This is a genomic window from Bradyrhizobium erythrophlei, from assembly GCF_900129425.1.
GTDB classification, from domain to species: Bacteria; Pseudomonadota; Alphaproteobacteria; order Rhizobiales; family Xanthobacteraceae; genus Bradyrhizobium; species Bradyrhizobium erythrophlei_C.
Genome location: NZ_LT670817.1, coordinates 2,611,070 through 2,635,339 on the forward strand (window position 1 = coordinate 2,611,070; position 24,270 = coordinate 2,635,339).

Here is a 24,270-nt window from a genome sequence, read left to right on the forward strand (position 1 = left end):
TCGCTTGCGAACAATTTCATAGGGTTTCGTCGATCACGCCATTGCGCAGCGCGCCGATATTGTCGGCCTCGACCTCGACGACATCGCCGGGTTTGAGATAGCGCGGCGGATCGAACCGCGCACCGGCGCCGGTCGGCGTCCCCGTCACGATGACGTCACCGGGCACCAGCGTCGTAAAGGTCGAGATGTAATTGATCAGGTAACGGAAGCCGAAGATCAGCCGTCCGGTGCGGTCGTCCTGCCGCGTCTCGCCGTTGACCCGCGTCGTCAGCCTGATATCGGCGATCTGCGATTCATCGGTGTAAGGCACCAGCCAGGGACCGAGACTGCCGGTCGAATCGAAATTCTTGCCCTGCGTCACGTTGAATTTCGCGTGCCGGACCCAGTCGCGGACGGTGCCTTCATTGCACAGCGTGACGGCGGCGATGTGATCCAGTGCCGTGCTCTCCGGAATGTGGCGGCCGGCCTTGCCGATGACCAGAACCACTTCGCCCTCGTAATCGAGCTGCGCGGAGGCGCGCGGGCGAACCAGCGGCGTATTGTGTCCGACGAAGGAGCGCGGGGTGCGCATGAACATGCTGGGATATTTGGGGGCGTCCTGACCGTCCTTGTATTCGGCATTGCGGTCGGGATAATTGACGCCGATGCAGATGATTTTTTCCGGCGCGGGAATCGGCGGCAGCCATGTGATGGTGTCCAGCGCATGGTCCGGTGAGCGCTTTGCGGCGTCCTCGGCAAGTCTTGTCAGGGCGCCGGCGGCGATGGCCTCGCGCAGCGTCGGATAATCCTTGCCGAAGCGCGCAGAGAGATCGACGATGCCGCCCTCGACGACGGCGCCGTACTTTGTCGATCCTGCGACGGAATAGGTGGCGAGGCGGGGAGGGGTCATCGGGTATCCAATACGATAAGAAATTGATCTCTGCTCGTGAAGCTTCGTCTTCGCTAGCCGGGCGTCATGCCCTTGGCTTTGATGACGGCGGCAGCCGCGGGCGTGGTCAGAAAGCCGATGAAGGCTTTGGCGGCTTCCGCTTCTTTGGTGTCGGCGGCGACCGCGGCCGCGAAGACCAGCTCCTGCTGCAATTCCGCGGGGAATGAACCGGCAAGCTCGACGCCGGGAGCCATCAATACGTTGACCAGAAACACCCCGAGTTCGGCATCGCCTTTGGCGACGGCCTGGGGGATCTCCGTTGTCGCGGTCTGCACTTTGGTCTTGGCCTTCATCGCCTCGCCGATGCCGAGGCGCTCGAAGACACCAGTGACATAAGCGCCGGCCGCACTCGCCGGGATGTAGGCGATCGATTGCGCGTCCAGCAGCGTCTTTTTCAATGCGGCCGGTGTGCTGACGTCAGGTTTGGGCGCGCCGGCGCGAACGGCGACGCCATACCCGACGCGGGCAATCTCGATCGCCGGCCCCGCCGCGAACCGCGCTTTGGCGGCGCTGTCCTTGAAAACGTCGATGGGAACGACACCCAGATCGAACGGCGCGTCCGAGGTGGCCTGCTTGATCAGGTTGGGTGTGGAATCGAAGTGTATGACGAGCTTGTGGCCGGTGGCGCGCTCGAATTGAGGGCCGAGTTCGTTCAGCGGCCCCGTCATCGAGCCACCGGCCAGTATCCTGAGCTCGGCGGCATGAAGGTCATTCATCGGCGGCATGGCCAGCGCAAGGCTCAGCATCGATGCGGCTGCCGCAAGCGTAAGCCATTTCATGATACCCCCAATTGATCGCAGCGGATGACATTCGAACGGTGCACCCTAATCTGCGATCGTGACATCGGCGACAAACAGCGGCTCGCGGATCGCCTGACCCGAAAACGGCGAGCCCTGCTCGAACCACGACCGCGGCGCCGGCGCGCCCCACAGCGTTTGCCGGCGCGGGTCCCTGAGCGACCAGCGCATCGGCTCGTGGTCGTGATCCCCGGTGAAATAGTCGCTGGTGTAGAGCTCCAGCCGGTGGCCGTCGGGATCGCGGATGTAGAGGAAGAACGCGTTGGAGATGCCGTGGCGGCCGGGGCCGCGTTCGATGTTCTTGAGAAAGCCGCTCGAGGCCATCACGTCGCACAGATGCAGGACGTTCATCGCCGTCGGCACCCAATACGCAAAATGGTGCAGGCGAGGGCCCTTGCCATTGGTGATGGCGAAGTCGTGCACGTTGCCCTTGCGGTGCAGCCAGGCCGCCGCGATGCGTCCGTTCGGACCGTCTTCCTCGGCGTATTCGGTCAGCCGGAAACCCAGCCGCGCGTAGAAGTCGACGGTGTCCTGCACCTCGGCCGCGAACACATTGAAATGGTCGAGCCGCTGCGGGTGGCAGCCCTTGTAGAGATCGTAGCGGCGCAACAGATGCGGGCGCTTCTCCATTGAGGCATAGAGCTCGATCCGAAAGCCGCAGGGGTCGGTGAACTGCAGGGTGCGGCCCTGGAACGGCTGTTCCGCAAATGCGTAAGTGATGCCGTTTTCCGAAAAGAACGCTGCCGCCTTGTCGAGATCGCTTTCGTTGCCGACCTTGAAGCCGAGCCGGTTGCAGGCCGCGGTTGCCGCCTTGCGCAGTACCAGCGAGTGATGCTGATGCTCCTCGCTGCCGCGCAGATAAACCGCGCGCTCGTCGCGATCCTCGACATGCAGCCCGACGCAGTTTTCGTAGAACTCGCGGCTCGCCTTCAGGTCCACCACGTCAAGCACGGCGTGGCTGGACCTGACGATGTTGAACGGGGGGTCGAAGATGTGTTGCGGGACGGGCATGTGAAGTCCTTGGTCGGCATAGGTAGGTTACTGTCGTCATTCCGGGATGGTCCGAAGGACCAGACCCGGAATCTCGAGATTCCGGGCTCGCGTCTTCGACGCGCCCCGGAATGACGGCTTCTAAACTCCCAGCCGCTGAATCCTGTGCGTCCCCTTGGCAAGGGAGACGTGCTTGGTTTCCATGTAGAAGTCGAATGAATAGTCGCCGCCGTCGCGGCCGATTCCTGACGATTTCATGCCGCCGAACGGGGTCGGCAGATGACGGACGTTTTCGGAATTCAGCCAGATCATGCCGGCTTCCAGCGCATCCGCCACGCGCAGCGCGCGGCCCATGTCCGCGGTCCAGACGTAGCCGGTGAGGCCATATTGCACTGAATTGGCGATCTCGATGGCCTCGTTTTCGTCCTTGAACGGGATGACCGTCAGGAACGGGCCGAACACCTCCTCCTGCGCGACCCGCATCTTGGCGTGCGCGCCGGTGACGAGGGTGGGCTGCACATAATGGCCGCCGCCGGGACCGTCATGCGTCCTGCCGCCGACCGCGATGACCGCGCCGTCCTTTCGTGCGACATCGAAATAGGAGCAGACCTTTTCCAGATGGCGCTCGTGGATCAGCGGCCCGATCTCGGTCGCGGGGTCGAGCGGGTGGCCGATCTTCAGCGCCTTGACCCGCGCGGTGAGTTTCTCGATGAATTTTTCCGCGATGCCCTGCTGGATCAAGAGCCGGCTCGATGAGGTGCAGCGCTCGCCGTTGAGCGAGTAGATCATGAACACGACCGCGTCGAGCGCGCGATCGAGATCGGCGTCGTCGAACACGATCACCGGATTCTTGCCGCCGAGTTCGAAATGCACCCGCTTGAGGCTCGGCGCACCCTGCGCCATGATCGCAGCACCGGTCGCGCTTTCGCCGACGAACGCAATCGCCTTGATCGCGGGATGCTCGGTCAGCGCCTTGCCGGCTTCCTCGCCGATGCCGTGCACGGTGTTGAGGACGCCGTCGGGCACACCGGCCTGCTTGACCAGTTGCGCCAGCAGGTCGGCGGTGACCGGCGACCATTCGGCCGGCTTGTGGACCACCGTGCAGCCGGCGGCGAGCGCGGGGGCGATCTTCCAGGTCGAGAGCATGAACGGCGTATTCCACGGCGTGATCACGCCGACCGGCCCGATCGGCACCCGAGTGGACACGTTCCAGTGCTCGTCGCTGGGAAGGTTGAGGCCGTCGCGGGCGTCGGTGCATCGGTCGGCGTAGAAGCGAAAGTTTTCCGCGCCACGGATCGCCGCCTTGGCCATGAAGCGGTGGGCCTGGCCGGTGTCGATGCATTCCAGCACGGCGATATCGTCGGCGCGGTCCTCGATGGCATCGGCAACGCGATGCAGCAGTTTCTTCCGCATCGCCGCCGGCATGTCCCGCCAGGCCTTGAAGGCCTGCGCGGCCACCGTGGCGGCACGATCGATATCCTCCGCGCTGCCGCGCGCGACCGAAGCCAGCACCGCGCCATCGACCGGCGAACTGGTCTCGAAGGTTTCGCCCGAGATCGAGGCTACGACCTTGCCGTCGATGATGTGCCCGATGCCGTCGGCTCTTAGTTTCTTGAGCAGCGGCGCGGCGCGGTCGCGATTGGCGGCAAACACCTCGGATGATTTCGGCGTGACCTTATCCATGCGCGGACTCCGCTTTCGGAATTTCGGCTTTCAGAACCTCGTGGATGTTGTTGCGCTTCCAGCTGGTTTCTTTGTCGTTGATCTGCATGTCGAACGACAGCGCGAACTGGCCTTGCGCAAAGACGGGATCGAGAAGGTCGGAGAGGGCTCGGAAGATATGCTCGCCCGCCTTCTTGCGCGTGGCGAGATCGCGTCCCTCGCCAAGCCGCAGCACCATGTCGAGAAAACCGAAATGCGGCCGGCCGTCGGCGATGGCGTAGTGCTCGCACCTGACGGCGCGGACCCGAATCCCCCCGAGCGGAAAAATCCCGGTTTCCACCGCGGCCTTGCGGACGACTTCGACGACCTTGCCCATGTCGACGCGGTCATCGAGATTGGCTGAATATTCGAGCGTGAAATGCGGCATGTAATTTCGCTCCCTGGGATCGGTCGGAACTAGATCGAAAGCTTGCGATGTTGCGGCAGCGGCAGTGCGCTCCCTCTCCCATGGGGAGAGGGTTGGGGTGAGGGGGTACGGTTTATCGATAGGGCGTAACCCCTCACCCGGATCGCGTCGGACAGCGCAAGCGCTGCCGAGGCGATCCGACCTCTCCCCAGGGGAGAGGTGACCGTCCTCGCATATGCCGATTGCATTTTCATATGCAGTCTCTCGTTATCTGCGCATCAAGCGAAGTAGCAACTCACCGTCCCATACGGACCATAGTCGGCTTGGATCGTGTCGCCCTTGCGGGTCTCGATCGGGCGAATGAACGATCCCGCCAGCACCACCTGACCGGCTTCAAGCGCAAGTCCGTTCGCTGCGATCTTGTTGGCGAGCCAGGCCACGCTGGTGGCGGGATGATTGAGCACGCCGGCGGCAAGCCCGGTTTCTTCCAATTGACCGTTACGGTAGCACAGCGCGCCGATCCAGCGCAGATCGGCTTCCAGCGGCCGCAGCGGGCGGCCGCCGAGCACGATGCCGGCGTTCGCTGCGTTGTCGGCAATGGTATCGAAGATCTTTCGCGTCGACTTTGTCAGAGGATCGACCCGCTCGATCCGGGTGTCCAGGATTTCCAGCGCCGGCACCACGAAATCGGTCGCGTTGAGGACGTCGAACAGGGTGCAGTAGGGTCCGGCAAGCCGCTGCTTCATGACGAACGCAAGCTCGGCTTCGACCCGCGTGCCGATGAAGCGATCCGAGGGCACGAGGCCGCCATCGGCAAAAAACATGTCGTCGAGCAGCACGCCTGAATCCGGCTCGTCGATCCCAAGCGCACTCTGCATCGCCTTCGATGTCAGGCCGATCTTGTGGCCCCTGACGACGCGGCCCTCGGCGAGTTTGATTTCGACCCACGCCTTCTGGATCGCGTAGGCGTCCGCGAGGGTGATGCCGGGATGGTCAAGCGACAGCTGCCGGATCTGCTGCCTGCTTTTTTCCGCCTGATGCAGCCTTTCGGCGGCAAGCCGTATGTCGTCTATGGTCAATGCCATGCCCGGTCGAAGCCGCGTGCGAGCGAAAAGGAGGGTGCGGAAATATGATTAACATGTTAAACGTATCGGATCAAACCGAATTGCTGTTTGCTGCAGTGCAACCAAAACACAGATAGCTGATGGCGGACGATTGAGATGGCGCGCAAGAAACCGGCCAAAACTGTTCATTTGAAGACTGTTCGTTCGAAGGCTCCCCATTCGAAGGCTGCAGGCAAGAGGGGACCGCGGCGCGTGCCGATGCGCGAATTCTCCCGTTCGCTGCCGATGTCGCTGTTGCGCGCGCGCGAGGCCGTGATGCGGCATTTCCGGCCCTCGCTGCGCCATCACGGCCTGACCGAGCAGCAATGGCGGATTTTGCGGGCGCTGACCTCGATCGACGCGATTGAAGTCACGGAACTGGCGCGGGTTGCCTTCCTGCTCGGCCCGAGCCTGTCCCGGATTCTGCGCGACCTGGAAACGCGTCATTTGATCGAACGCCGGACGGCGAAAGCCGATCTGCGCCGCGGCGTCGTCTCGATCTCGGCAAGGGGCCTCAAGCTGATCGAGGCCGTCGCGCCGTCCTCGGAAGCCATCTACGCCGCCATCACGCAGTGTTATGGCGCGCGCCAGCTCGCCGAACTGCAGGAGATGCTGCACGCGCTCGAGGGCAGCCTGTCGGAGTTGCAAGTCAGCGACGAGAAGCCGAAACCGCCGAGCAAGCGCAAATTTGCATGATAGCGTGAACGCACCGCATAGCTCGGCAGCTGCCAATTGTTTGAGCAAAGGCAGACTCCTTAGCAATTTGACTAAGCCGGGGCGCGCGGGCGCCGAAATTGATGCGATATCAATTTACTCTGGCGGCAACACGCCGTAGACACGCGCACGGTTTTTCGCTTGAACGCATAAACATAAACTTAAAGAAGGCCAGCGCTGAAGTTGGCCTCACGGGAGGACTGAATGAAGCTTACCAGACGCGACTTCACCGCTGGCCTGGCGGTCGGTATTTCTGCGCCTTATGTGATCGGCAGCGCCAGGGCGCAGGGCGCCACCATCAAAATCGGCATGTGCGCGCCCGTGACCGGCCCGGCCGCCGAATCCGGCGGATACGCCATCAAGGGGGCCAAGCTGGCGCTGGAAGCTGTCAACAAGGCAGGCGGTATTCTCGGCAAACAGGCCGAATTGATTGTCGAAGACGACCAGACCACCAACCCCGGCATCGTGCTGGCGTTTTCCAAGCTGGCCTCGCAGCCCGATCTCGTCGGCTTTCTCGGTTCGATCCGCTCGACGCAGGTCCATGCCATGGCACCGGACGTGCTCAAGCTCGGCAAGCCGGTCATGATCGGCGGCACCGATCCGAACCTGACCCACATGGGCAACCAGTGGTTGTTCCGCTGCCGCCCCAACGACAACTATTCCGGCCGCGTGATCGCCGACTACGGCTTCAAGACGCTCGGCAAGAAGAAGTGGGCCGTGCTGCATTCGACCGACGCGTTCGGCACCGCCGGTGGCAAAGCGCTCACCGACGCATTGACCAAGCTCGGTTCAACGCCCGTGCTCGATCAGGGTTATGCCAACCAGAGCCAGGATTTCACTCCGGTGGTGCTTGCGATCAAGCAGTCCGGCGCCGATATCCTCGGTTCGTACTTTACGTTTGAAAATGATCTCGGCATTTTTGCGCGCCAGTTGCGCCAGCTCGGCGTCAACATTCCCTGGGTCGGCTCGCCGTCGATTACCAACATCACCGCGTTGAAACTCGCAGGTCCGGCGCTCTATGGCACTTTCGGCGTCGCCGACTATGCCGAAGACTCCAGCGATGCCTCGAAGGCGTTCGGCAAGGTCTATCGCGATGCCGTCAAGGTCGCGCCGGACAACCAGAGTTCATGGCCTTATGACGCCATCAACGTGCTGTGCGCGGCGATCAACAAGGCCGGCTCGACCGACTCGGGGAAAATTCGCGAGGCGATCCTTGCCACCAAGAAATTCCCGGGAGCCGAAGGCGAATATAATTTCGACCAGAACGGCGACGGTCTGCACGGCTACAACATCGTAAAGAACGACAAGGGAAATATCACCTTCGACAAGCATATCGAATTCACCGATTGATCGTGCTGCCGGCCCCTCGCAAAGGGGCCGGCACGCCTTCGGAAGGTACATCGATATTCGCGGGCACCCTGCATTGCCGGCCCGCGACAATTCCGAAGCACCTGGACTGCCGATCGCTTCTCCTACCGAGCGTTTTCCATGGATATTGCACTCCAATTGCTCTTCACCGGGATCGGCATCGGCGCTGTCTATGCGCTGGTCGCGCTCGGCTTCGTGCTGATTTTCCGCGCCACCAATGTGGTGAATTTCGCGCAGGGCGAATTCTCCATGGTCGCGGCTTACCTGATGGTGGTGTTCGCCGTCGATCTCGGCTGGCCGTACTGGCTCTCGTTCCTGCTGGCGCTGGCCGGAATGGCGCTGCTCGGCGTGGTCTTCAATCTCGGGGTTTACTACCCGCTGCGTCAGCGCTCGTTTCTCCCCGTCATTATCGCCACCATCGGCGCATCGATCCTGATGGCGAACTCCGTGCTGGCGATCTACGGCCCGCAGCCGCAGGTGCTGCAGGGCTGGTTCGAGACCCCCGGCATCCAGTTCGGGCCGGTTTATCTCGACAGCCAGTATCTGCTGATCATCGCGATCACGATCGTGATGGTGATTTTCAACTACTGGTTCTTCGAGCACACCATGCTCGGCAAGAAGCTGCAGGCGACCTCGCAGGACAAAGAGATGGCTTCGCTGCTCGGCATCTCCGTGTCGACGATGATCATGATCACCTTCATCTACTCGGCGGTGCTCGGCGGTCTCGCCGGCATTCTGGTGGCGCCGGTTCTGTTCGTCTCGATCCAGATGGGTTCGACCATCGCGCTGAAAGCCTTCGCTGCCACCATCATCGGCGGATTCGGCGACGTCGCCGGCGCGATCATCGGCGGGCTGGCGCTCGGCATCATCGAGACCTTCGGCGCGGCCTATATCTCGGTGCCCTACAAGGACGGCTTCGCCTTCCTCGTGCTGGTGCTGTTTCTGGTGTTCCGGCCGCAAGGTATCTTCGGCGAACGTGTCGCGGAGAAAGCATGAGCGCCCCCAGCGAGAACATGCCGATGGCGGCGCCCGTGATGCACACAAAACCGCTGTTGCTGCGTCACCTGCCGTATTTTGCCGGCGCGGCGGTTCTTATCGCCCTCGCGGCGATGGTGCCGTTCGACGGTTATATCCACAACGTGCTGATGCAGGCCGTGACATTCGCTATCGCGGTGTTCGGACTTTCCGTCGTGCTGGGCCTGTGCGGCCAGATCAATCTGGCACAGGCGGCATTCTTCGGTTTCGGCGCCTATGCGGTCGGCATCGGAACATCGGACTACCACATCAGCTACTGGTTCTGTCTCGCCGGCGGCTGCGTCATGGCGCTGCTGGCGGGCGCGTTGCTGGGCATGTCGACGCTGCGGCTCGGCGGCCATTATCTGGCGATGGTGACGATTTCGTTCCAGCAGATCGTCACCCTGGTCATGATCAACACGATCTGGCTCACCCACGGCCCGGACGGCGTGTCGAATATCGGCCGGCCGGCGCTGTTTCAATCGGCCCAATCCTATCTGGCGTTCTGCGTCGCCACGCTTGCGCTGGTCGGATATTTCGTCTGGCGTCTGCCGGACACGAAACTCGGCCGCGCGATGCGCGCGGTACGCGACAACGAACTCGCCGCCGGCGTCAACGGCATCGACGTGTTTCGCACCAAGGTCTCGGCCTTTGCGCTCTCGGCCGTCCTGGGCGGACTGGCGGGCGGCCTGTTCGCGGGCGGCTTCGCCTATGTCAGTCCGGATCAATTCTCGTTCGCGGAATCGATCGTATTCCTGACGATGTCGCTGCTCGGCGGTGTCGCGTCTCCGATCGGCTCGGCGATCGGAACCGGATTGCTGATCCTGATCCCGGAATGGCTGCGATTCCTGAAAAGCATTCCCGGCCTCTATCTGGCGATTTACGGGTTGTCGGTCATCCTGATCATCCGCTTCATGCCCGATGGCATCTGGGGATTCATCGGCACGGCGCTCGATCGCTGGCGCAGCCGGACCAAGGCGCCTCCGGCGGCAGCGCCGCTGCAATTGAAGCCCGCGACCGTCGGCGGCGACACCGTGCTCGAAGTCGTCGGCCTTTCCAAGTATTTCGGCGGTCTGAAAGCCGTCGACGGCGTCGATATCGCGGTCAAACGCGGCGGTGTTCACGCGCTGATCGGACCGAACGGCTCCGGCAAGACCACGACGCTGAACGTTCTCTCCGGCCTCTACAAGGCGACATCCGGCAAGATCCTGCTCGACGGCACCGACATCACCACCATGCCGCCGCATCTGCGCACGGCCGCCGGACTGGGCCGGACGTTTCAGAATATCCGCCTGTTCCGGTCGATGACGGCGCTGGAGAACGTGGAGATCGGCGCCGAGCGGCCGGGCAATACGCTGATCGGCAAGGGCGGCGACGACGCGCTGACCGAGCGCGCGATGGAAGCGCTGACCTTCGTCGGGCTCGGCAGCCGCGCCAACGAACTGATCTCGAGCTTTTCCTACGGCCACCAGCGGTTGATCGAAATCGCGCGCGCGCTGGCCGCCAATCCGACCCTGTTGCTGCTCGATGAACCCGCGGCCGGCCTCAATTCGACCGAGAAGCTCGAGCTCCATGAACTGCTCAAGCGCATTGCGGCCCAGGGCCTGACCATCCTGATCATCGACCACGACATGACGCTGGTGAGCGAAGCGGCCCAGCACATCACCGTGCTCAATTTCGGACGCCGCATCGCGGACGGCGAATCCATGGCGGTGCTGCGCCATCCCGATGTCGTCTCGGCCTATCTGGGAACCGAATAATGCCGCTGCTCGAAATCCGCGATCTGATTGTCCTTTACGGCGAGATCGAAGCCTTGCGCGGCGTCTCGCTTACCGTCGAGGAAGGGCAGGTGGTCACGCTGCTCGGCGCCAACGGCGCCGGCAAATCGACCACGCTGCGGGCGATCTCGGGACTGGCCAGGCCGGCAGCGGGCGAAATCGTGTTCGACGGCAAGTCGATCGCGGGACTGGGGCCTGAAGCTATCGTCCGGCTCGGCATCTCGCACGTGCCCGAAGGCCGGCGGATTTTTCCGGGCCTGACGGTGAAGGAAAACATCATGCTCGGCGCGTCGAACCGCCGCGTCGCGAAATCCGAACTGTCGCGCGAAGCCGACGCCATGTTCGATCTGTTTCCGGACATCAGGCAGTTCTCGAATTCGCTCGGCTGGACCTTGTCGGGTGGACAGTTGCAGATGGTCGCGGTGGCGCGCGGATTGATGGCCAAGCCGCGGCTGTTGCTGCTGGACGAGCCTTCGCTGGGGCTCGCGCCCGTCATCGTGCAGGCGGTATTCCGGATTATCTCGCAGATCAGGCAGAACACCACGGTGCTGCTGGTCGAGCAAAACGCCCGGATGGGACTTTCGGTCGCCGACCACGGCTACGTGCTGGAAACCGGCCGCATCGTGCTCGGCGGCAAGCCCGATGAATTGTGGGGCAACGAAGCCATCGCAGCCGCCTATCTCGGCGGTCATGCCAAAGTAACTGCTTAAAGCGAGCGGCTGGATATGGTCACGATAAAAGTCCAAAACCTCATCGACTTCGTTGCGGAAGTTTTTGCCCATTCGGACTCTTCGCCGGAAGAAGCCAGGCGCATCGCCACCTACCTGACGACGGCCAATCTCACCGGGCACGACAGCCACGGCGTGATCCGGGTGCCGGTTTACATCAGGTGGAAGAAGATGGGCTCCGTCGTTCCCGATCAGACCGTCGACCTCGTGGTCGATACGCCGTCGCTGGCGGTGGTCGATGGCAAGTTCGGTTACGGGCAGACGGTCACCCCGCAGGCGGTCAGGATCGGCATCGACAAATGCAAGGCGTCGGGCCTTGCCGCGGTGGCGCTCCGCAATGCCGGTCACATCGGCCGCGTCGGCGACTGGGCCGAGATGGCAGCCGCCGAGGGACTGGTCTCGGTGCACTTCGTCAACGCCGCGGGCTCGCTGCTGGTCGCCCCCTATGGCGGCGTGCAAAAGCGGCTGTCGACCGCGCCTTATTGCGTCGGCATTCCGCGGCTGGGCCAGGATCCGATCGTGCTCGATTTCGCCACCTCGATCGTCGCTGAAGGCAAGGTGCTGGTCGCAAGCCGCGGCGGCAAGAAATTGCCTGAGGGCGCGCTGATCGATGCCGACGGCACGTTGAGTGAGGACCCGTCGGTGCTGTACGGGCCGTACAGTGCGGAGGGGCCGCGCGACCACACCAAGGGGTCAGGCGCGATCCGCGCCTTCGGCGACCACAAGGGCTCGGGTCTGGCGTTGATCTGCGAATTGCTCGGCGGCGCGTTGACCGGGACCGGTGCCACCGCGCCGGACCGGCGTTTCGCCAACGGCATGCTGGCGATCTACATCGACCCCAAAGTGGTCGACACCAGCCAGTTCTTCGACGGCGAAATCTCGCGTTACGTCGACTTCATCAGGGCGACCAGGCCCGTAGCCGGCGTCGATGCCGTGCTGATCCCCGGTGATCCCGAACGCAAAATGCGCGCCGATCGTACCAAAAACGGCGTGCCCTTGCCGGACGACACCTGGGCGGCGATAGTGAATACCGCCCGCGAAGTCGGCGTCAGCGAGGTGAGCATCCAACGGGCTGTGAGTTAACAGCGACAACAAAAAAGGGAAACGCGACCAATGGCAAATAACGTCAAAAAAGTCTGGGCTTCGGGCAAGGCGGTGGTGAACGCCTGGCTTGCGATTCCATCGGGTTTTTCCGCCGAAGTGATCGCCCAATGCGGCTTCGACAGCGTCACCGTCGACATGCAGCACGGCGTGCAGGATTACCAGTCGATGGTGCAATGTTTTCAGGCGATGAATGGACATCCGGTGACGCCGATGGTCCGGGTGCCGTGGAACGAGCCGGGCATCATCGGCAAGGTGCTCGACGGCGGCGCCTATGGCGTGATCTGCCCCATGATCAACACCAAACAGGAAGCCGAGAACCTCGTTCAGTACGCCAAATATCCGCCGCGCGGCACGCGCTCGAACGGCCCGATTCGTTCCGGCATGTACGGTTCGGCCGGCACCTATCAGCAGACGGCGAACGACGAGATCGTGCTACTGCCGATGATGGAGACCAGGACCGCCATCGAAAACATGGAATCGATTCTCGATGTCGAGGGCATCAACGGCGTCTATGTCGGTCCCTCCGATCTCGGCTTCTCCTATGGGCTGGTGCCGAAGCTCGACCGCGATGAGCCGGAAATCCTCAAGATCTACGAGAAGATCGTCAAGGAGTGCGGCAAGCGCGGCCTCTATCCCGGCATCCACTGCTCAGGCGCTGACGGCGCGGTGCGCGCGATCAACATGGGCTTCAAGCTGGTGACGCTGTCGAACGAAAGCGGAATGATGATGACCTACGCCAAGATGCAGGTCGCGCAGACCCGCAAGGATTCCGCCGGCAAGGCGTGATAAGATGCGAATGGCGAATAGGGAGTAGCGAGTAGGGGGCCCTATTCGCTACTCGCCATTCGCCCGCTTCAGCAAGGAGACCTCCCATGCCCCCAGCCCCCGTCATCCGCCTGCATCCCGATGATGGCGTGCTGATCGCGCGATCGAGCCTGCCGCCGGGGATGGTGGTGGCCGACGGCGTGACCACGATCGAGCGCATTCCGGCCGGCCACAAGGTCGCGATCAGGCCGATCGCGCTCGGCGAGCCGATCCGCCGCTACGGCCAGATCATCGGCTTTGCGACCGCGCCAATCGCGCCGGGCCAGCACGTCCATACCCAGAATTGCGGCATGGGCGATTTCGCCAAGGATTACGCGTTTGGCGTCGACGTCACGCCGACGCCGAATTTCGATCTGCCGGCGACCTTCGACGGCATCCGCCGTCCCGATGGGCGTGTGGCGACCCGCAACTACATCGGCATCCTCACCTCGGTGAACTGCAGCGCGCATGTCGCCGGCATGGTGGCGGATATCTTCAAGAAGAATCCGTTCACCGGCGATAATCCGCTGGCGGACTTTCCCAACGTCGATGGCGTGGTCGCGCTGACCCACAAGACCGGCTGCGGCATGACGCAGGACGAGCCGCTGACGATCCTGCGCCGCACGCTCGGCGGCTACGCGCGGCACGCCAATTTTTCCGCCGTCGTGGTGCTGGGCCTCGGCTGCGAGGTCAACCAGATCGGCGGGCTGATGAAGGAGCAGAAGCTCGCCGGGCGCTTGCGCGAACTCGAAATTCAGGAGATCGGCGGCACCCGCAAGACCGTGGAAGCCGGCGTCGCCTTCGTGCGTGAAGCACTGACCGATGCCAACAATGTCAGGCGCGAACCGGTATCGGCCAGCGAGTTGACGGTGGCGCTGCAATGCGGCGGCTCCGATGGTTATTCCGGCGTCTCCGCCAATCCGGCGCTCGGCGCCGCCAGCGATCTGTTGGTGCGGCACGGCGGCACCGTGATCCTGTCGGAAACGCCAGAGACCTATGGCGCCGAGCACCTGCTGACGCGCCGCGCGGTCAGCCGTGAGGTCGGCGAAAAGCTGGTGGCCCTGATGCGCTGGTGGGAGGAATACACTGCGCGCGAGGGTGCGGAGATGAACGCCAATCCGAGCCCCGGCAACAAGGCCGGCGGGCTCACCACGATCCTGGAAAAATCGCTCGGCGCGATGGCCAAGGCCGGCAGCACCAATCTGGTCGACGTCGTCAATTACGCCGAAGCGGTGACAAAGAAGGGTTTCGTGTTCATGGACACGCCCGGCTACGACCCGGTGGCGGCGACCGGGCAGGTCGCCGGCGGCGCCAATCTGGTCTGCTTCACCACCGGGCGCGGCAGCGTGTTCGGCTGCAAGCCCGCGCCCTCGATCAAGCTTGCCACCAACTCGGCGATGTACCGGCGCATGGAAGACGACATGGACGTCAATTGCGGCACCATCCTCGACGGCGAGGAAACCGTGCAGCAATGCGGCCAGCGCATTTTTGATCTCATGCTGAAGACGGCTTCCGGCCAGCCAACCAAGAGCGAGAGTTTCGATTTCGGCGGGGCCGAATTCGCGCCCTGGGTGCTTGGGGCTACGATGTAAGCCCCTTCGTCGTCCCGGCGGAACGCCGGGACCCATACCGCGTGATTTATCGATAAGGCACGGCAGCAGACGCCTTCCGCTTCAACCCGTCCTACGGGCCTGACGACATTCCTGAAAACCCCTTCGTTTTTGGCCAGAGGTCAGGCGACTCGCCGCAGGGCAAAGGTCTTGCCATCGTTGGATGTGACGTAGCCAAGCCGCGCCAGTGACGACAGCACCATTGGTAACCGACCCGGCTGCTCGGCAGCGTGGGCTGTCATTCTTGACTTCGTTGTGTTTTTCGGCCTGTTGGTTCAGGCACCGAAATTGGGTTGAGGGAAACTCCATGAACGAGCATGTGCAGACTGCAGCGAGCGGACCGCTTTTCAACCATCTTTCGGCGGATTTCATCCACGATCCATATCCCCATTACGCAAGGTTGCGCGCGACCGATCCGGTGCATCTGACGCCGTTCGGCACCTACGTGGTCAGTCGGCACGCGGAAGTAAGCCTTGTGCTGCGGGACAAGCGCTTCGGCAAGGATTTCGTCGAGCGCAGCAAACGCCGTTACGGCTCTCAGATCATGGATGAATCGCTCTTCCATAACATGGCTCAAACGATACTGCAGACGGATCCTCCCCAACATACGCGCTTGAGGAATCTCGTCGTCAAAGCCTTCACCGCGCGCCGGGTCGAGGACATGCGTCCGCGTATTCAACAGGTGGTCGACCAGGCGCTGGATGCGATCGTCGATCGCGGACGCATGGACTTGGTCGCTGATTTTGCCTATCGGCTGCCGGTCACGATCATCTGCGACATGCTCGGCATCCCCCAGGAGCATCGCGAGGTCTTCCATACAAGCTCAGGCGATAGCGTGCGTATCCTCGAATCGGTGCCGCTAACCCCGGAAGAGACCAAGCAGGGGAACGCCCGCGTTCAGATGGCGCAAATGTACTTCCAGCAATTGTTCGACTTGCGCCGTCGCAATCCAGGTGACGATCTGACCACTCAGCTTGTGCAGGCCGAAGAAGACGGGAACAAGCTCACCAACGAGGAACTGACCGCCAATATCATGTTGCTGTTCATCGCGGGTCATGAGACGACGATCAATCTGATTGGCAATAGCCTGTTGGCGCTGCACCGCAATCCAGACCAATTGTCCCTGCTCAAGGCCAACCCCTCGTTGATCGCCAATGCGATCGACGAGTTTCTCCGGTTCGAACCGTCGGTGCAGTTCACTGGTCGGGTTGCGCTCGAAGACATCGACGATCTCGGCGGCAAAAAGATTCCCAAAGGAGAGAGCGTGTTGTGTCTTTTGGGGTCGGCCAATCGTGACCCCGCAGTTTACCCCGATCGTCCCGACTGCCTCGATATCACCCGCAAGAACATTAAACCGCTGTCCTTCGGCGGGGGCATTCATTTCTGCCTGGGTGCCCAATTGGCGCGCATCGAGGTGGAAATCGCCATCAACACGTTGTTGCGGCGGTTGCCCGGGCTGCGGATCGACGATGTCGAGAACCCGGAATGGCGGCCGAACCTGGTCCTGCGCGGTCCCAAGCGGTTGCCTGCGAGCTGGTAAAGGCTCGCGGACCAAAGCATTTCTTGAAGCTCAATTCGGCGTCAGTTTCAGCGATCTCGCAAAATAAAGAGTTGCTGCGCGATGATGAACGGATGCCGGTGATTTACCCACCGCGTCAATTTTTTCTCTTCCTTCGAACCGGCGGACGACCCTCGCGCAAAAACACGCGCCCGACGGGCTAGATTTGGTGTAGTCGGGGGCTGTCCAGCCCCTATTGCGAAAATATTCGGATTTTCCGAATGCGTAAATCAGTCTATCTCTCTCGCCGTCCTGTCCCACTCAGAGGGGCGGCTCGCGACGTCACGGACGCGGGGCGGGATGTGGTGGACGCGGCGGCGCGCTTGACGGGCGTTGCTTGCAGCGGACGGCGAAGACGTGTGGTCCTGACACCCCGACGCTGGTGTCAAGTTGGCGGATTAATCCGCGTAACGACGGTGGCAAGAAAGCCGATCACCGGGGAGAGCACGGTATAAGCCGTAAACCATTGCGTGCGGGAATGTCGGGTGTTTTCCGATGGCTCGCTGTGAATACTCGTGTGCATACTTGCTACCCATAGCGCACACGAGGCTGCGGGTGCATCGGGCATCCGGCATTCCCCACGCCCTCTGTTTGGAGAGGGCGAAACGAGCAGGCCAAACCTCGCGCAAAACATGCGGCGAGATCGCGAAGCTGTGTTTATGGGTCCCGGCGAACGGGGCGAGGGAGCACTGGCCGCGGACGCTGGTTGCTGTCATTGCCGGGCTTGACCCGGCAATCCATCCACTTCGCGAGATTCTTTTCAAGAGATGGATACGCGGGTCAAGCCCGCGTATGACCACCGAATATGTTGAGCGCACATTCGCGCGACCCGTTCGCTCGCAGGGAACAGCCCGGCCATGACGAACATGGACCGAAAGCCGCTCGAAGCCGCCCCTCCCATGGGCATCCGCTGCCCGTTGTTAGTGCTTGATGTCGGCCGGAACCGGTGTTCTGCTTAAAAAAGCTGCTGGAGTTCTCGATCCGTGTCGATCTTCGTCGCACTACATCACGTCACGCACTACAAATACGATCGTCCGATCGACCTCGGCCCGCAAACCGTTCGGCTGCGGCCGGCGCCGCATACGCGCACGCCGATCCTGAGCTATTCGCTCAAGGTGTTGCCGGCCAATCATTTCGTGAACTGGCAGCAGGATCCGCAGGGCAACTGGCTGGCGCGCTTTGTCTTCCCGGATAAGGCGACCGAGTTGAAGATCGAGGTCGATTTCACGGCGCAGATGACGGTGATCAATCCGTTCGATTTCTTCGTCGAGCCTTACGCCGACAGTTTTCCGTTCGCGTACACCGCCGATCTCAGGACCGAACTCGCGCCTTATCTGGCGACCATCGAGCCCGGGCCGCTGCTGTCAGCCTATCTCGCAAGCATTCCGCGGGAGGCGCCGAGCACCGTCAGTTTTCTGGTCGATCTCAACGCGCAACTGCAGAAGAAGATTCGCTACATCATCCGCATGGAGCCGGGCATCCAGACCCCGGAGCAGACGCTTGAATCGGGCGCAGGCTCGTGCCGTGACTCCGCATGGCTGTTGATTCAGATCCTGCGCCATCTCGGCCTCGCCTCGCGTTTCGTCTCCGGCTACCTCATTCAATTGCGTCCCGATATCGATCCGGTCGAAGGGCCCCGCGAGGTCGAGAACGATTTTACCGATTTGCACGCCTGGGCCGAGGTCTATCTTCCCGGTGCGGGGTGGATCGGGTTTGACGTCACCTCGGGCATGCTGACCGGCGAGGGGCATATCCCCGTCGCCGCCACGCCGCATTACCGCACGGCGGCGCCGATCAGCGGCGCGGTCGGGTTCGCCAATGTCGAATTCGGCTTCGAGATGAGCGTGAAGCGGATCCGTGAGGCGCCGAGGATTACAAAACCGTTCTCCGACGATTCCTGGGCGCGTCTCGACAGGCTCGGCGAACAGGTCGATGCGGATCTTAGGGCAGGCGACGTCCGCCTGACGATGGGCGGCGAGCCGACCTTCGTTTCGACAGACGACCTGGAATCGCCGGAATGGAATATCAGCGCGGTCGGACCGACCAAGCGCGGGCTCGCCGACGATCTCATTCGCAAGCTGCGGACGCGCTTCGCGCCGGGCGGCCTGCTGCATTTCGGACAGGGCAAATGGTATCCCGGCGAAAGCCTGCCGCGGTGGGCGTTCGGCCTCTATTGGCGCAAGGACGGCGTCCCGATCTGGAAAAATTCCGATTTGATCGCGAAGATCGAGGGGCCGCACAAGGCCGGCATTGAAGCGGCGGAGCGTTTCGCGGAAGGCACGGCGAAAAAACTCGGCGTCGATTCCGAGTTCATCATGCCGGCGTTCGAAGATCCCGGTCACTGGCTGCAGAAGGAAGCCGGCCTGCCGCCGAACGTCGATCCGAGCGATTCCAGATTGGCCGATCCGGAAGAGCGCTCACGGATGGCGCGCGTATTCGATCAGGGGCTCAACATCCCCAAGGGATTCGTGCTGCCGATCCAGCGCTGGAATGCGGACGCAAGCAAATCTGCCTCGCGCTGGAAGAGCGAGCGCTGGAAACTGCGGCGCGGCAATTTGTTTCTGACGCCGGGCGATTCCCCGCTCGGCTTGCGGCTGCCGATCGCGTCATTGCCGCATATTCCGGCGGAGGAATTCCCCTACATCGTCGAGCAGGATCCGCTGGAGCCGCGCGACCCGCTTCCGGTTTACGACGCTGCGACGCCAGCCGAAACCGCGCCGCAACAGCAGGTGCAGGAGCAGCAGCTCAAGGGCGGTGGCGTGCGCACCGCGATGTCGATCGAGATCCGCGACGGCGTTCTCTGCGCCTTCATGCCGCCGGTGGAGAAGCTCGAAGATTATCTGGAACTGGTGACGGCGGTGGAGGCGACCGCCGAAGAAATGCAGATGCAGGTGCACATCGAGGGCTATCCGCCGCCATTCGACCCGCGTGTCGAGGTCATCAAGGTAACCCCCGATCCCGGCGTGATCGAGATCAACATCCAGCCCGCGCAAAACTGGCGCGAAGCCGTCGACATCACCTTCGGTCTTTACGAAGATGCCGCGCAAGTGCGGCTTGGCGCCAACCGCTTCCTGATCGACGGCCGGCACACCGGCACCGGCGGCGGCAATCACGTGGTGGTCGGCGGCAGCACGCCGGCGGACTCGCCGTTCCTGCGCCGTCCGGATCTCCTGAAAAGCCTCGTGCTGTACTGGCAGCGGCATCCGTCGCTGTCCTATCTGTTCTCGGGCATGTTCATCGGCCCGACCAGCCAGGCGCCGCGCATCGACGAGGCCCGGCACGACGGCCTGTATGAACTGGAAATCGCGCTGGCCCATGTGCCGCCGGCGGAAATCAAGGCCCCGCTGTGGCTGGTCGATCGCCTGTTCCGGCACATTCTGGTGGACATCACCGGCAATACCCACCGCGCCGAAATCTGCATCGACAAACTCTATTCCCCCGACAGCGCCACCGGCCGGCTCGGGCTGGTCGAATTCCGCGCATTGGAAATGCCGCCCGACCCGCGCATGTCGCTGGCGCAGCAATTGCTGATCCGGGCGCTGATCGCCAAGCTGTGGCGCGAGCCGCAACAGGGCAAGTTCGTGCGGTGGGGCACGACGCTGCATGATCGCTTCATGCTGCCGCATTTCCTCTGGGAGGATTTCCTGGGCGTGCTCTCCGAACTGAAGCAGTCCGGATATGATTTTTCGGCGGATTGGTACGCCGCGCAGCTCGAATTCCGATTTCCAGTGTTCGGCCGCGTCCACCATGGTGGCGTCGCCCTGGAGCTGCGACAGGCGCTCGAGCCCTGGCACGTACTGGGCGAAGAGAGCTCCGCCGGAGGCACCGTGCGCTATGTCGATTCATCGGTGGAGCGGTTGCAGGTCAAGGCCAATGGCTTTGTCGAAGGCCGCCATGTTGTCACCTGCAATGGCCGGCGGATGCCGATGACGGAAACCGGCCGCTCGGGCGAGGCTGTCGCGGCGGTCCGTTTCAAGGCCTGGCAACCGGCGTCGGGGTTGCACCCGACCATCCCGGTTCACGCGCCGCTGACATTTGACCTGATTGACACCTGGAACAGCCGCTCGCTGGGCGGTTGCGTCTACCACGTCGCCCATCCCGGCGGACGTAGCTACGAGACCAAGCCGGTCAATTCCTACGAGGCCGAGGCGCGGCGGCTCGCCCGGTTTCAGGATCATGGCCACACGCCCGGCAAGATCGATCCGCCGCGCGAGGAACGTACTATCGAATTCCCCTTGACCCTCGACTTGAGAACGCCGCTCCTGCATTGAGAAGCGGGCCTTAGGCAGGAGAGCAGGGATGGCGGGAGACGCCGGCCAGGGAAGCGATCGGGCAAGCAGTCCAGGAAACAGGATTCGTCCGGCCAATCGGCGCGTGGCGCAGTGGGCGCGCGACTATGTTCGGCTGCCCGGAATTCCCGATGAATATATCGGGCAGGACGGCGCGCCGCGCGCGGTGTGGACCCGGTTCTTCGACGCCTTCGCCGCGCTGACGCCCGGCGATATCGAGCGGCGTTTCGGAGCCGCCGACCGCCATCTGCGCGAAGCCGGGGTGACCTACCGCGCGCCCGGCGAAAACTCTGAGCGAATCTGGCCGTTGAGCCATCTGCCGCTGCTGATCGACGAGGCGGACTGGCAGCAATTGATCGCCGGCATCGTGCAACGCGCGCAATTGCTCGAACTGGTCATGAGCGACCTCTACGGCGAGGGCCGCCTGATCGCGGAGGGGGCGATCCCGGCGGCGGCCATTGCCGGCAGCGCCGAATATTTGCGCTCGGTTTGCGGCATCAAGCCGCCCGGCGGCCGCTATCTCAATCTGTATGCCGCCGATGTCGGCCGCGGGCCCGACGGGCGCTGGTGGGTGCTGGGCGACCGGACCCAGGCGCCGTCGGGCGCCGGCTACGCGCTGGAAAACCGGCTGGTGCTGTCGCGCGCTTTCACCACGCTTTACAAGTCGATGAATGTGGAACGGGTTGCGCCGTTCTTCGAGGCGTTCCGCGATTCACTGCGCGCCAGTGCCGACCGCGACGAGCCGCGCATCGGGCTGCTGACGCCCGGCGCCTTCAGCGAAACCTATTTCGAGCACGCCACGCTGGCGCGCTATCTCGGATTCCTGCTGGTCGAGGGCGACGATCTCGCAGTGAGCGGCGATCGCATTCATATCCGCACCGTCGCCGGCCTGAAGCGGCTCGACGTGCTGCTGCGCCGGGTCGATTCCAATTCGCTCGATCCGCTGGAACTCGACGCCTCCTCGCAGCTCGGCGTGCCCGGCCTGATCGACGTGCTGCGCAAGAACGGCGTCGTCGTCGCCAACATGCCGGGCTCGGGCGTGATGGAGGCGAGGGCGCTGTTGGGCTTCCTGCCCAGCCTGAGCCGGCGTTTCTTCGGCGAAGACCTGAAGATGCCGCATATCGCGACGTGGTGGTGCGGCCAGAAAGCCGCGCGCGAGGAAGTATTGTCGCGGCTCGACGAGGTTGCCATCGAGGGCGCCTACGGCAGAGGCGTTCCCGGTTTTGCGGGCATCGGGCCCGTGCTCGCCAGCGAGTTGTCGCGCAGCGAGCGCGAACGGCTCAAGACGGCGATCAACGATCGCGGCATCGATTATGTCGGCCAGGAACTGGTTCGGCTGTCGACGACGCCGGTGTGGGACAATGGGCGGATCACGCCACGGCCATTCGTGCTGCGGGTTTTCGCGGCCGCGACTCCCGGCGGTTGGACCATCATGCCCGGCGGCTTCTGCCGGATCGCCGAGCAGCTCGATGCCCGCGCGGTGTCGATGGGCGACGGCGCGCGGGCGGCCGATGTCTGGGTGGTTTCCGACAAGGCGGTTTCGGCGGCGACCTTGCTGCCGGCGGGGGACACGGTGCGGATCAGGCGCATCGCCGGCTGGGTGCCGAGCCGCGCCGCTGACAATCTGTTCTGGCTTGGCCGCTATCTTGAGCGCGCCGAAGCGACGTTGCGGCTGCTGCGGGCGCTCGGGACCCAGCGCGACCCCGGCAAGGGGGCGCCAACCCTGCTCCACTCGGTCGAGCGCATCCAGCGCCTTCTGGTGACGTGGGGCGCGGCGTCGCAGGTGACGCGGACGCAGCCCGCCAAGATCGCAGCCGAGGCGTTGCAAAGCGAGGACAAGTTTGGTTCGGCGCTGTCGCTGGTGCGAGCCGCGCAGCGAACCGCGACATCGCTGCGCGAGCGGCTTTCGCCGGACGCCTGGCAGGTCATTACCGAGATGACGGAACGCCTGGCCCAGGAGGTTGACGATGACGACGGCGTCGTCAGCGCCGCTGAACTGACGTTGCAGGAACTTGCGAGCTTCGCCGGCCTGGCGCAGGAAAACATGAACCGCGCCGCCGGCTGGCGCTTTCTCGAAATGGGCCGCCGGGCCGAGCGCGCCATCAACACCGTGCGTTTCGCGCGCCAGTTCGCCTATGAAGAGGCCGGCGGCGAGGATCTCGACATCCTGCTGACGCTGGTGGATTGCCAGATCACCTATCGCTCGCGCTATCTGGTCGGGCCGCTGTTGCCGCCGGTGCGCGATCTCGTGGTTCTCGACCCCTACAATCCCCGCTCGGTCGCGTTTCAGGTTTCTGCCCTGAACGAGCACATCTCGAGCCTTCCGACCCTGAAGGAGGGCGGATTGATCGAGCGGCCGCATCGTCTCGCGGTCTCCCTGCAGGCGATGCTGACCACGGCGGAGGCCGCGGCGCTCGACACCAAGACGCTGTTCGCGCTCGAGCAGGATCTGCTCAATCTCGCCGATGCCATCGGTTCGCATTATTTTCCGCACGGACCCAATGCCAGCCGGCCTGAAAAGCTGACGGGCCTCGCGTGATCTACGACATCCGCCACGTCACCACCTACGGCTATGAGAGCCCGGTCAGTTTCGCGCGATGCTCGCTGCGGCTGGAGCCCAGGAGCGGTGACGGACAAGAATTAATCTCCCATACCGTCGATATCCGGCCGCGGCCCGCCGACCGCACCGTGCGGCACGACTTTTTCGGCACGCATACCGAGAGCATCCTGATCGAAACCGCGCATCGCAACCTTCGCATCGATTCCCGGTCGCGGGTTTCCGTTTCCCGAAAGGCCCCGGGGCGCACCGCGCCAAGTCCGGCGTGGGAAGACGTCCGCGACCTGGCATTCGAGGCCACCAGTCTCGGCCCCTCGTCGCCGATCGGTTACGTCTTTGCGAGCCCGCTGGTGCCGGTGCAGCGGCCGGTCTCCGCCTACGCGTCGGCCAGTTTTCCACGGGGATGCGGAGTCTTCGCCGGTGCGGTCGATCTGATGCACCGGATTCGTACCGAGTTTAAATACGATCCGAAGGCGACGGTGATCTCCACGCCGCTCGCGGAAGTTTTCGAAAAACGCCGCGGCGTTTGTCAGGATTTTGCTCATGTGATGATCGCAGGGCTTCGCGGCCTCGGGCTGCCGGCGGCCTATGTCAGCGGCTATCTGCGCACCATCCCGCCGCCGGGCAAACCGCGCCTGCAAGGCGCGGATGCGACCCACGCCTGGGTCTCGCTATGGTGCGGCGTCGAGATCGGCTGGGTCGGCTTCGATCCGACCAACGATATTCTGGTCGAGAACGACCACATCGTGCTGGCCGTGGGGCGGGATTTTTCCGATGTCTCGCCGGTCGACGGCATCATCGTCGGATCGCGCAAGCAAAAGCTCGGCGTTGCCGTAGATGTGCTGCTGGCGGAATGACCG

18 protein-coding genes are annotated in these 24,270 nt (G+C 63.2%); 12 read left to right on the forward strand and 6 right to left on the reverse strand.

Features of this window, described 5'->3' with window-relative positions; translation table 11 throughout:
• Window positions 1–16 precede the first annotated feature (16 nt).
• The 6 genes from B5527_RS12135 to hpaH form a co-directional block, all read right to left on the reverse strand.
• Window positions 17–889 carry a fumarylacetoacetate hydrolase family protein gene (locus B5527_RS12135; RefSeq protein ID WP_079601498.1) on the reverse strand — a complete coding sequence of 291 codons (873 nt, stop codon included), beginning with the start codon at window positions 887–889 and terminating at the stop codon, window positions 17–19.
• A 53-nt stretch (window positions 890–942) separates the two neighbouring features.
• The gene (gene modA / locus B5527_RS12140) at window positions 943–1,707 is read right to left on the reverse strand and encodes a molybdate ABC transporter substrate-binding protein (RefSeq protein WP_079601499.1); all 765 of its coding nucleotides are present in this window, start codon (window positions 1,705–1,707) and stop codon (window positions 943–945) included.
• A 45-nt stretch (window positions 1,708–1,752) separates the two neighbouring features.
• Window positions 1,753–2,736, reverse strand: coding sequence for a 3,4-dihydroxyphenylacetate 2,3-dioxygenase (hpaD, locus tag B5527_RS12145; RefSeq protein ID WP_079601500.1), 984 nt, complete (start codon window positions 2,734–2,736; stop codon window positions 1,753–1,755).
• A 120-nt stretch (window positions 2,737–2,856) separates the two neighbouring features.
• The gene (gene hpaE / locus B5527_RS12150) at window positions 2,857–4,398 is read right to left on the reverse strand and encodes a 5-carboxymethyl-2-hydroxymuconate semialdehyde dehydrogenase (RefSeq protein WP_079601501.1); all 1,542 of its coding nucleotides are present in this window, start codon (window positions 4,396–4,398) and stop codon (window positions 2,857–2,859) included.
• On the reverse strand, window positions 4,391–4,804 hold the full coding sequence (locus B5527_RS12155; protein WP_079601502.1) for a 5-carboxymethyl-2-hydroxymuconate Delta-isomerase: 414 nt from the start codon (window positions 4,802–4,804) through the stop codon (window positions 4,391–4,393). Before B5527_RS12155 ends, hpaE begins: the two co-directional genes overlap by 8 nt.
• Before the next feature lie 257 nt (window positions 4,805–5,061).
• Window positions 5,062–5,868: a 2-oxo-hept-4-ene-1,7-dioate hydratase gene (gene hpaH / locus B5527_RS12160; RefSeq protein WP_079601503.1), complete on the reverse strand. Its 807-nt coding sequence runs from the start codon at window positions 5,866–5,868 to the stop codon at window positions 5,062–5,064.
• A 237-nt stretch (window positions 5,869–6,105) separates the two neighbouring features.
• Here hpaH and hpaR point away from each other — a divergent pair, with 237 nt between their 5' ends.
• The 12 genes from hpaR to B5527_RS12220 all read left to right on the forward strand — a co-directional run bounded on the left by hpaR (window position 6,106) and on the right by B5527_RS12220 (window position 24,267).
• Window positions 6,106–6,582 (forward strand): homoprotocatechuate degradation operon regulator HpaR, encoded by a 477-nt coding sequence (hpaR, locus tag B5527_RS12165; RefSeq protein ID WP_079607238.1) that lies wholly within the window; start codon window positions 6,106–6,108, stop codon window positions 6,580–6,582.
• Between the two features lie 222 nt (window positions 6,583–6,804).
• Window positions 6,805–7,950 carry an ABC transporter substrate-binding protein gene (locus B5527_RS12170; protein ID WP_079601504.1) on the forward strand — a complete coding sequence of 382 codons (1,146 nt, stop codon included), beginning with the start codon at window positions 6,805–6,807 and terminating at the stop codon, window positions 7,948–7,950.
• Window positions 7,951–8,088: 138 nt separating this feature from the next.
• On the forward strand, window positions 8,089–8,964 hold the full coding sequence (locus tag B5527_RS12175) for a branched-chain amino acid ABC transporter permease (RefSeq protein ID WP_079601505.1): 876 nt from the start codon (window positions 8,089–8,091) through the stop codon (window positions 8,962–8,964).
• Window positions 8,961–10,742: an ABC transporter permease subunit gene (locus B5527_RS12180; protein ID WP_079601506.1), complete on the forward strand. Its 1,782-nt coding sequence runs from the start codon at window positions 8,961–8,963 to the stop codon at window positions 10,740–10,742. The genes B5527_RS12175 and B5527_RS12180 overlap by 4 nt, the downstream gene beginning before the upstream one ends.
• Complete coding sequence (locus tag B5527_RS12185; RefSeq protein ID WP_079601507.1) at window positions 10,742–11,470, forward strand: ABC transporter ATP-binding protein; 729 nt, start codon at window positions 10,742–10,744, stop codon at window positions 11,468–11,470. Before B5527_RS12180 ends, B5527_RS12185 begins: the two co-directional genes overlap by 1 nt.
• Before the next feature lie 15 nt (window positions 11,471–11,485).
• Window positions 11,486–12,571 (forward strand): malate/lactate/ureidoglycolate dehydrogenase, encoded by a 1,086-nt coding sequence (locus B5527_RS12190; RefSeq protein ID WP_079601508.1) that lies wholly within the window; start codon window positions 11,486–11,488, stop codon window positions 12,569–12,571.
• 30 nt (window positions 12,572–12,601) lie between these two features.
• Window positions 12,602–13,378, forward strand: coding sequence for an HpcH/HpaI aldolase family protein (locus tag B5527_RS12195; RefSeq protein ID WP_079601509.1), 777 nt, complete (start codon window positions 12,602–12,604; stop codon window positions 13,376–13,378).
• A gap of 86 nt (window positions 13,379–13,464) precedes the next feature.
• On the forward strand, window positions 13,465–14,988 hold the full coding sequence (locus tag B5527_RS12200; RefSeq protein WP_079601510.1) for a UxaA family hydrolase: 1,524 nt from the start codon (window positions 13,465–13,467) through the stop codon (window positions 14,986–14,988).
• Between the two features lie 325 nt (window positions 14,989–15,313).
• Entirely contained in the window at window positions 15,314–16,546 is a 1,233-nt protein-coding gene (locus tag B5527_RS12205; protein WP_079601511.1) for a cytochrome P450, read from the forward strand.
• Between the two features lie 1,001 nt (window positions 16,547–17,547).
• Window positions 17,548–20,835, forward strand: a complete 3,288-nt coding sequence (locus tag B5527_RS12210) for a DUF2126 domain-containing protein (protein ID WP_079601512.1) — start codon at window positions 17,548–17,550, stop codon at window positions 20,833–20,835.
• A 28-nt stretch (window positions 20,836–20,863) separates the two neighbouring features.
• The gene (locus B5527_RS12215; protein WP_079601513.1) at window positions 20,864–23,392 is read left to right on the forward strand and encodes a circularly permuted type 2 ATP-grasp protein; all 2,529 of its coding nucleotides are present in this window, start codon (window positions 20,864–20,866) and stop codon (window positions 23,390–23,392) included.
• A complete protein-coding gene (locus tag B5527_RS12220) occupies window positions 23,389–24,267 on the forward strand; it encodes a transglutaminase family protein (RefSeq protein ID WP_079601514.1) in 879 nt (292 codons plus the stop codon). The genes B5527_RS12215 and B5527_RS12220 overlap by 4 nt, the downstream gene beginning before the upstream one ends.
• Window positions 24,268–24,270 lie beyond the last annotated feature (3 nt).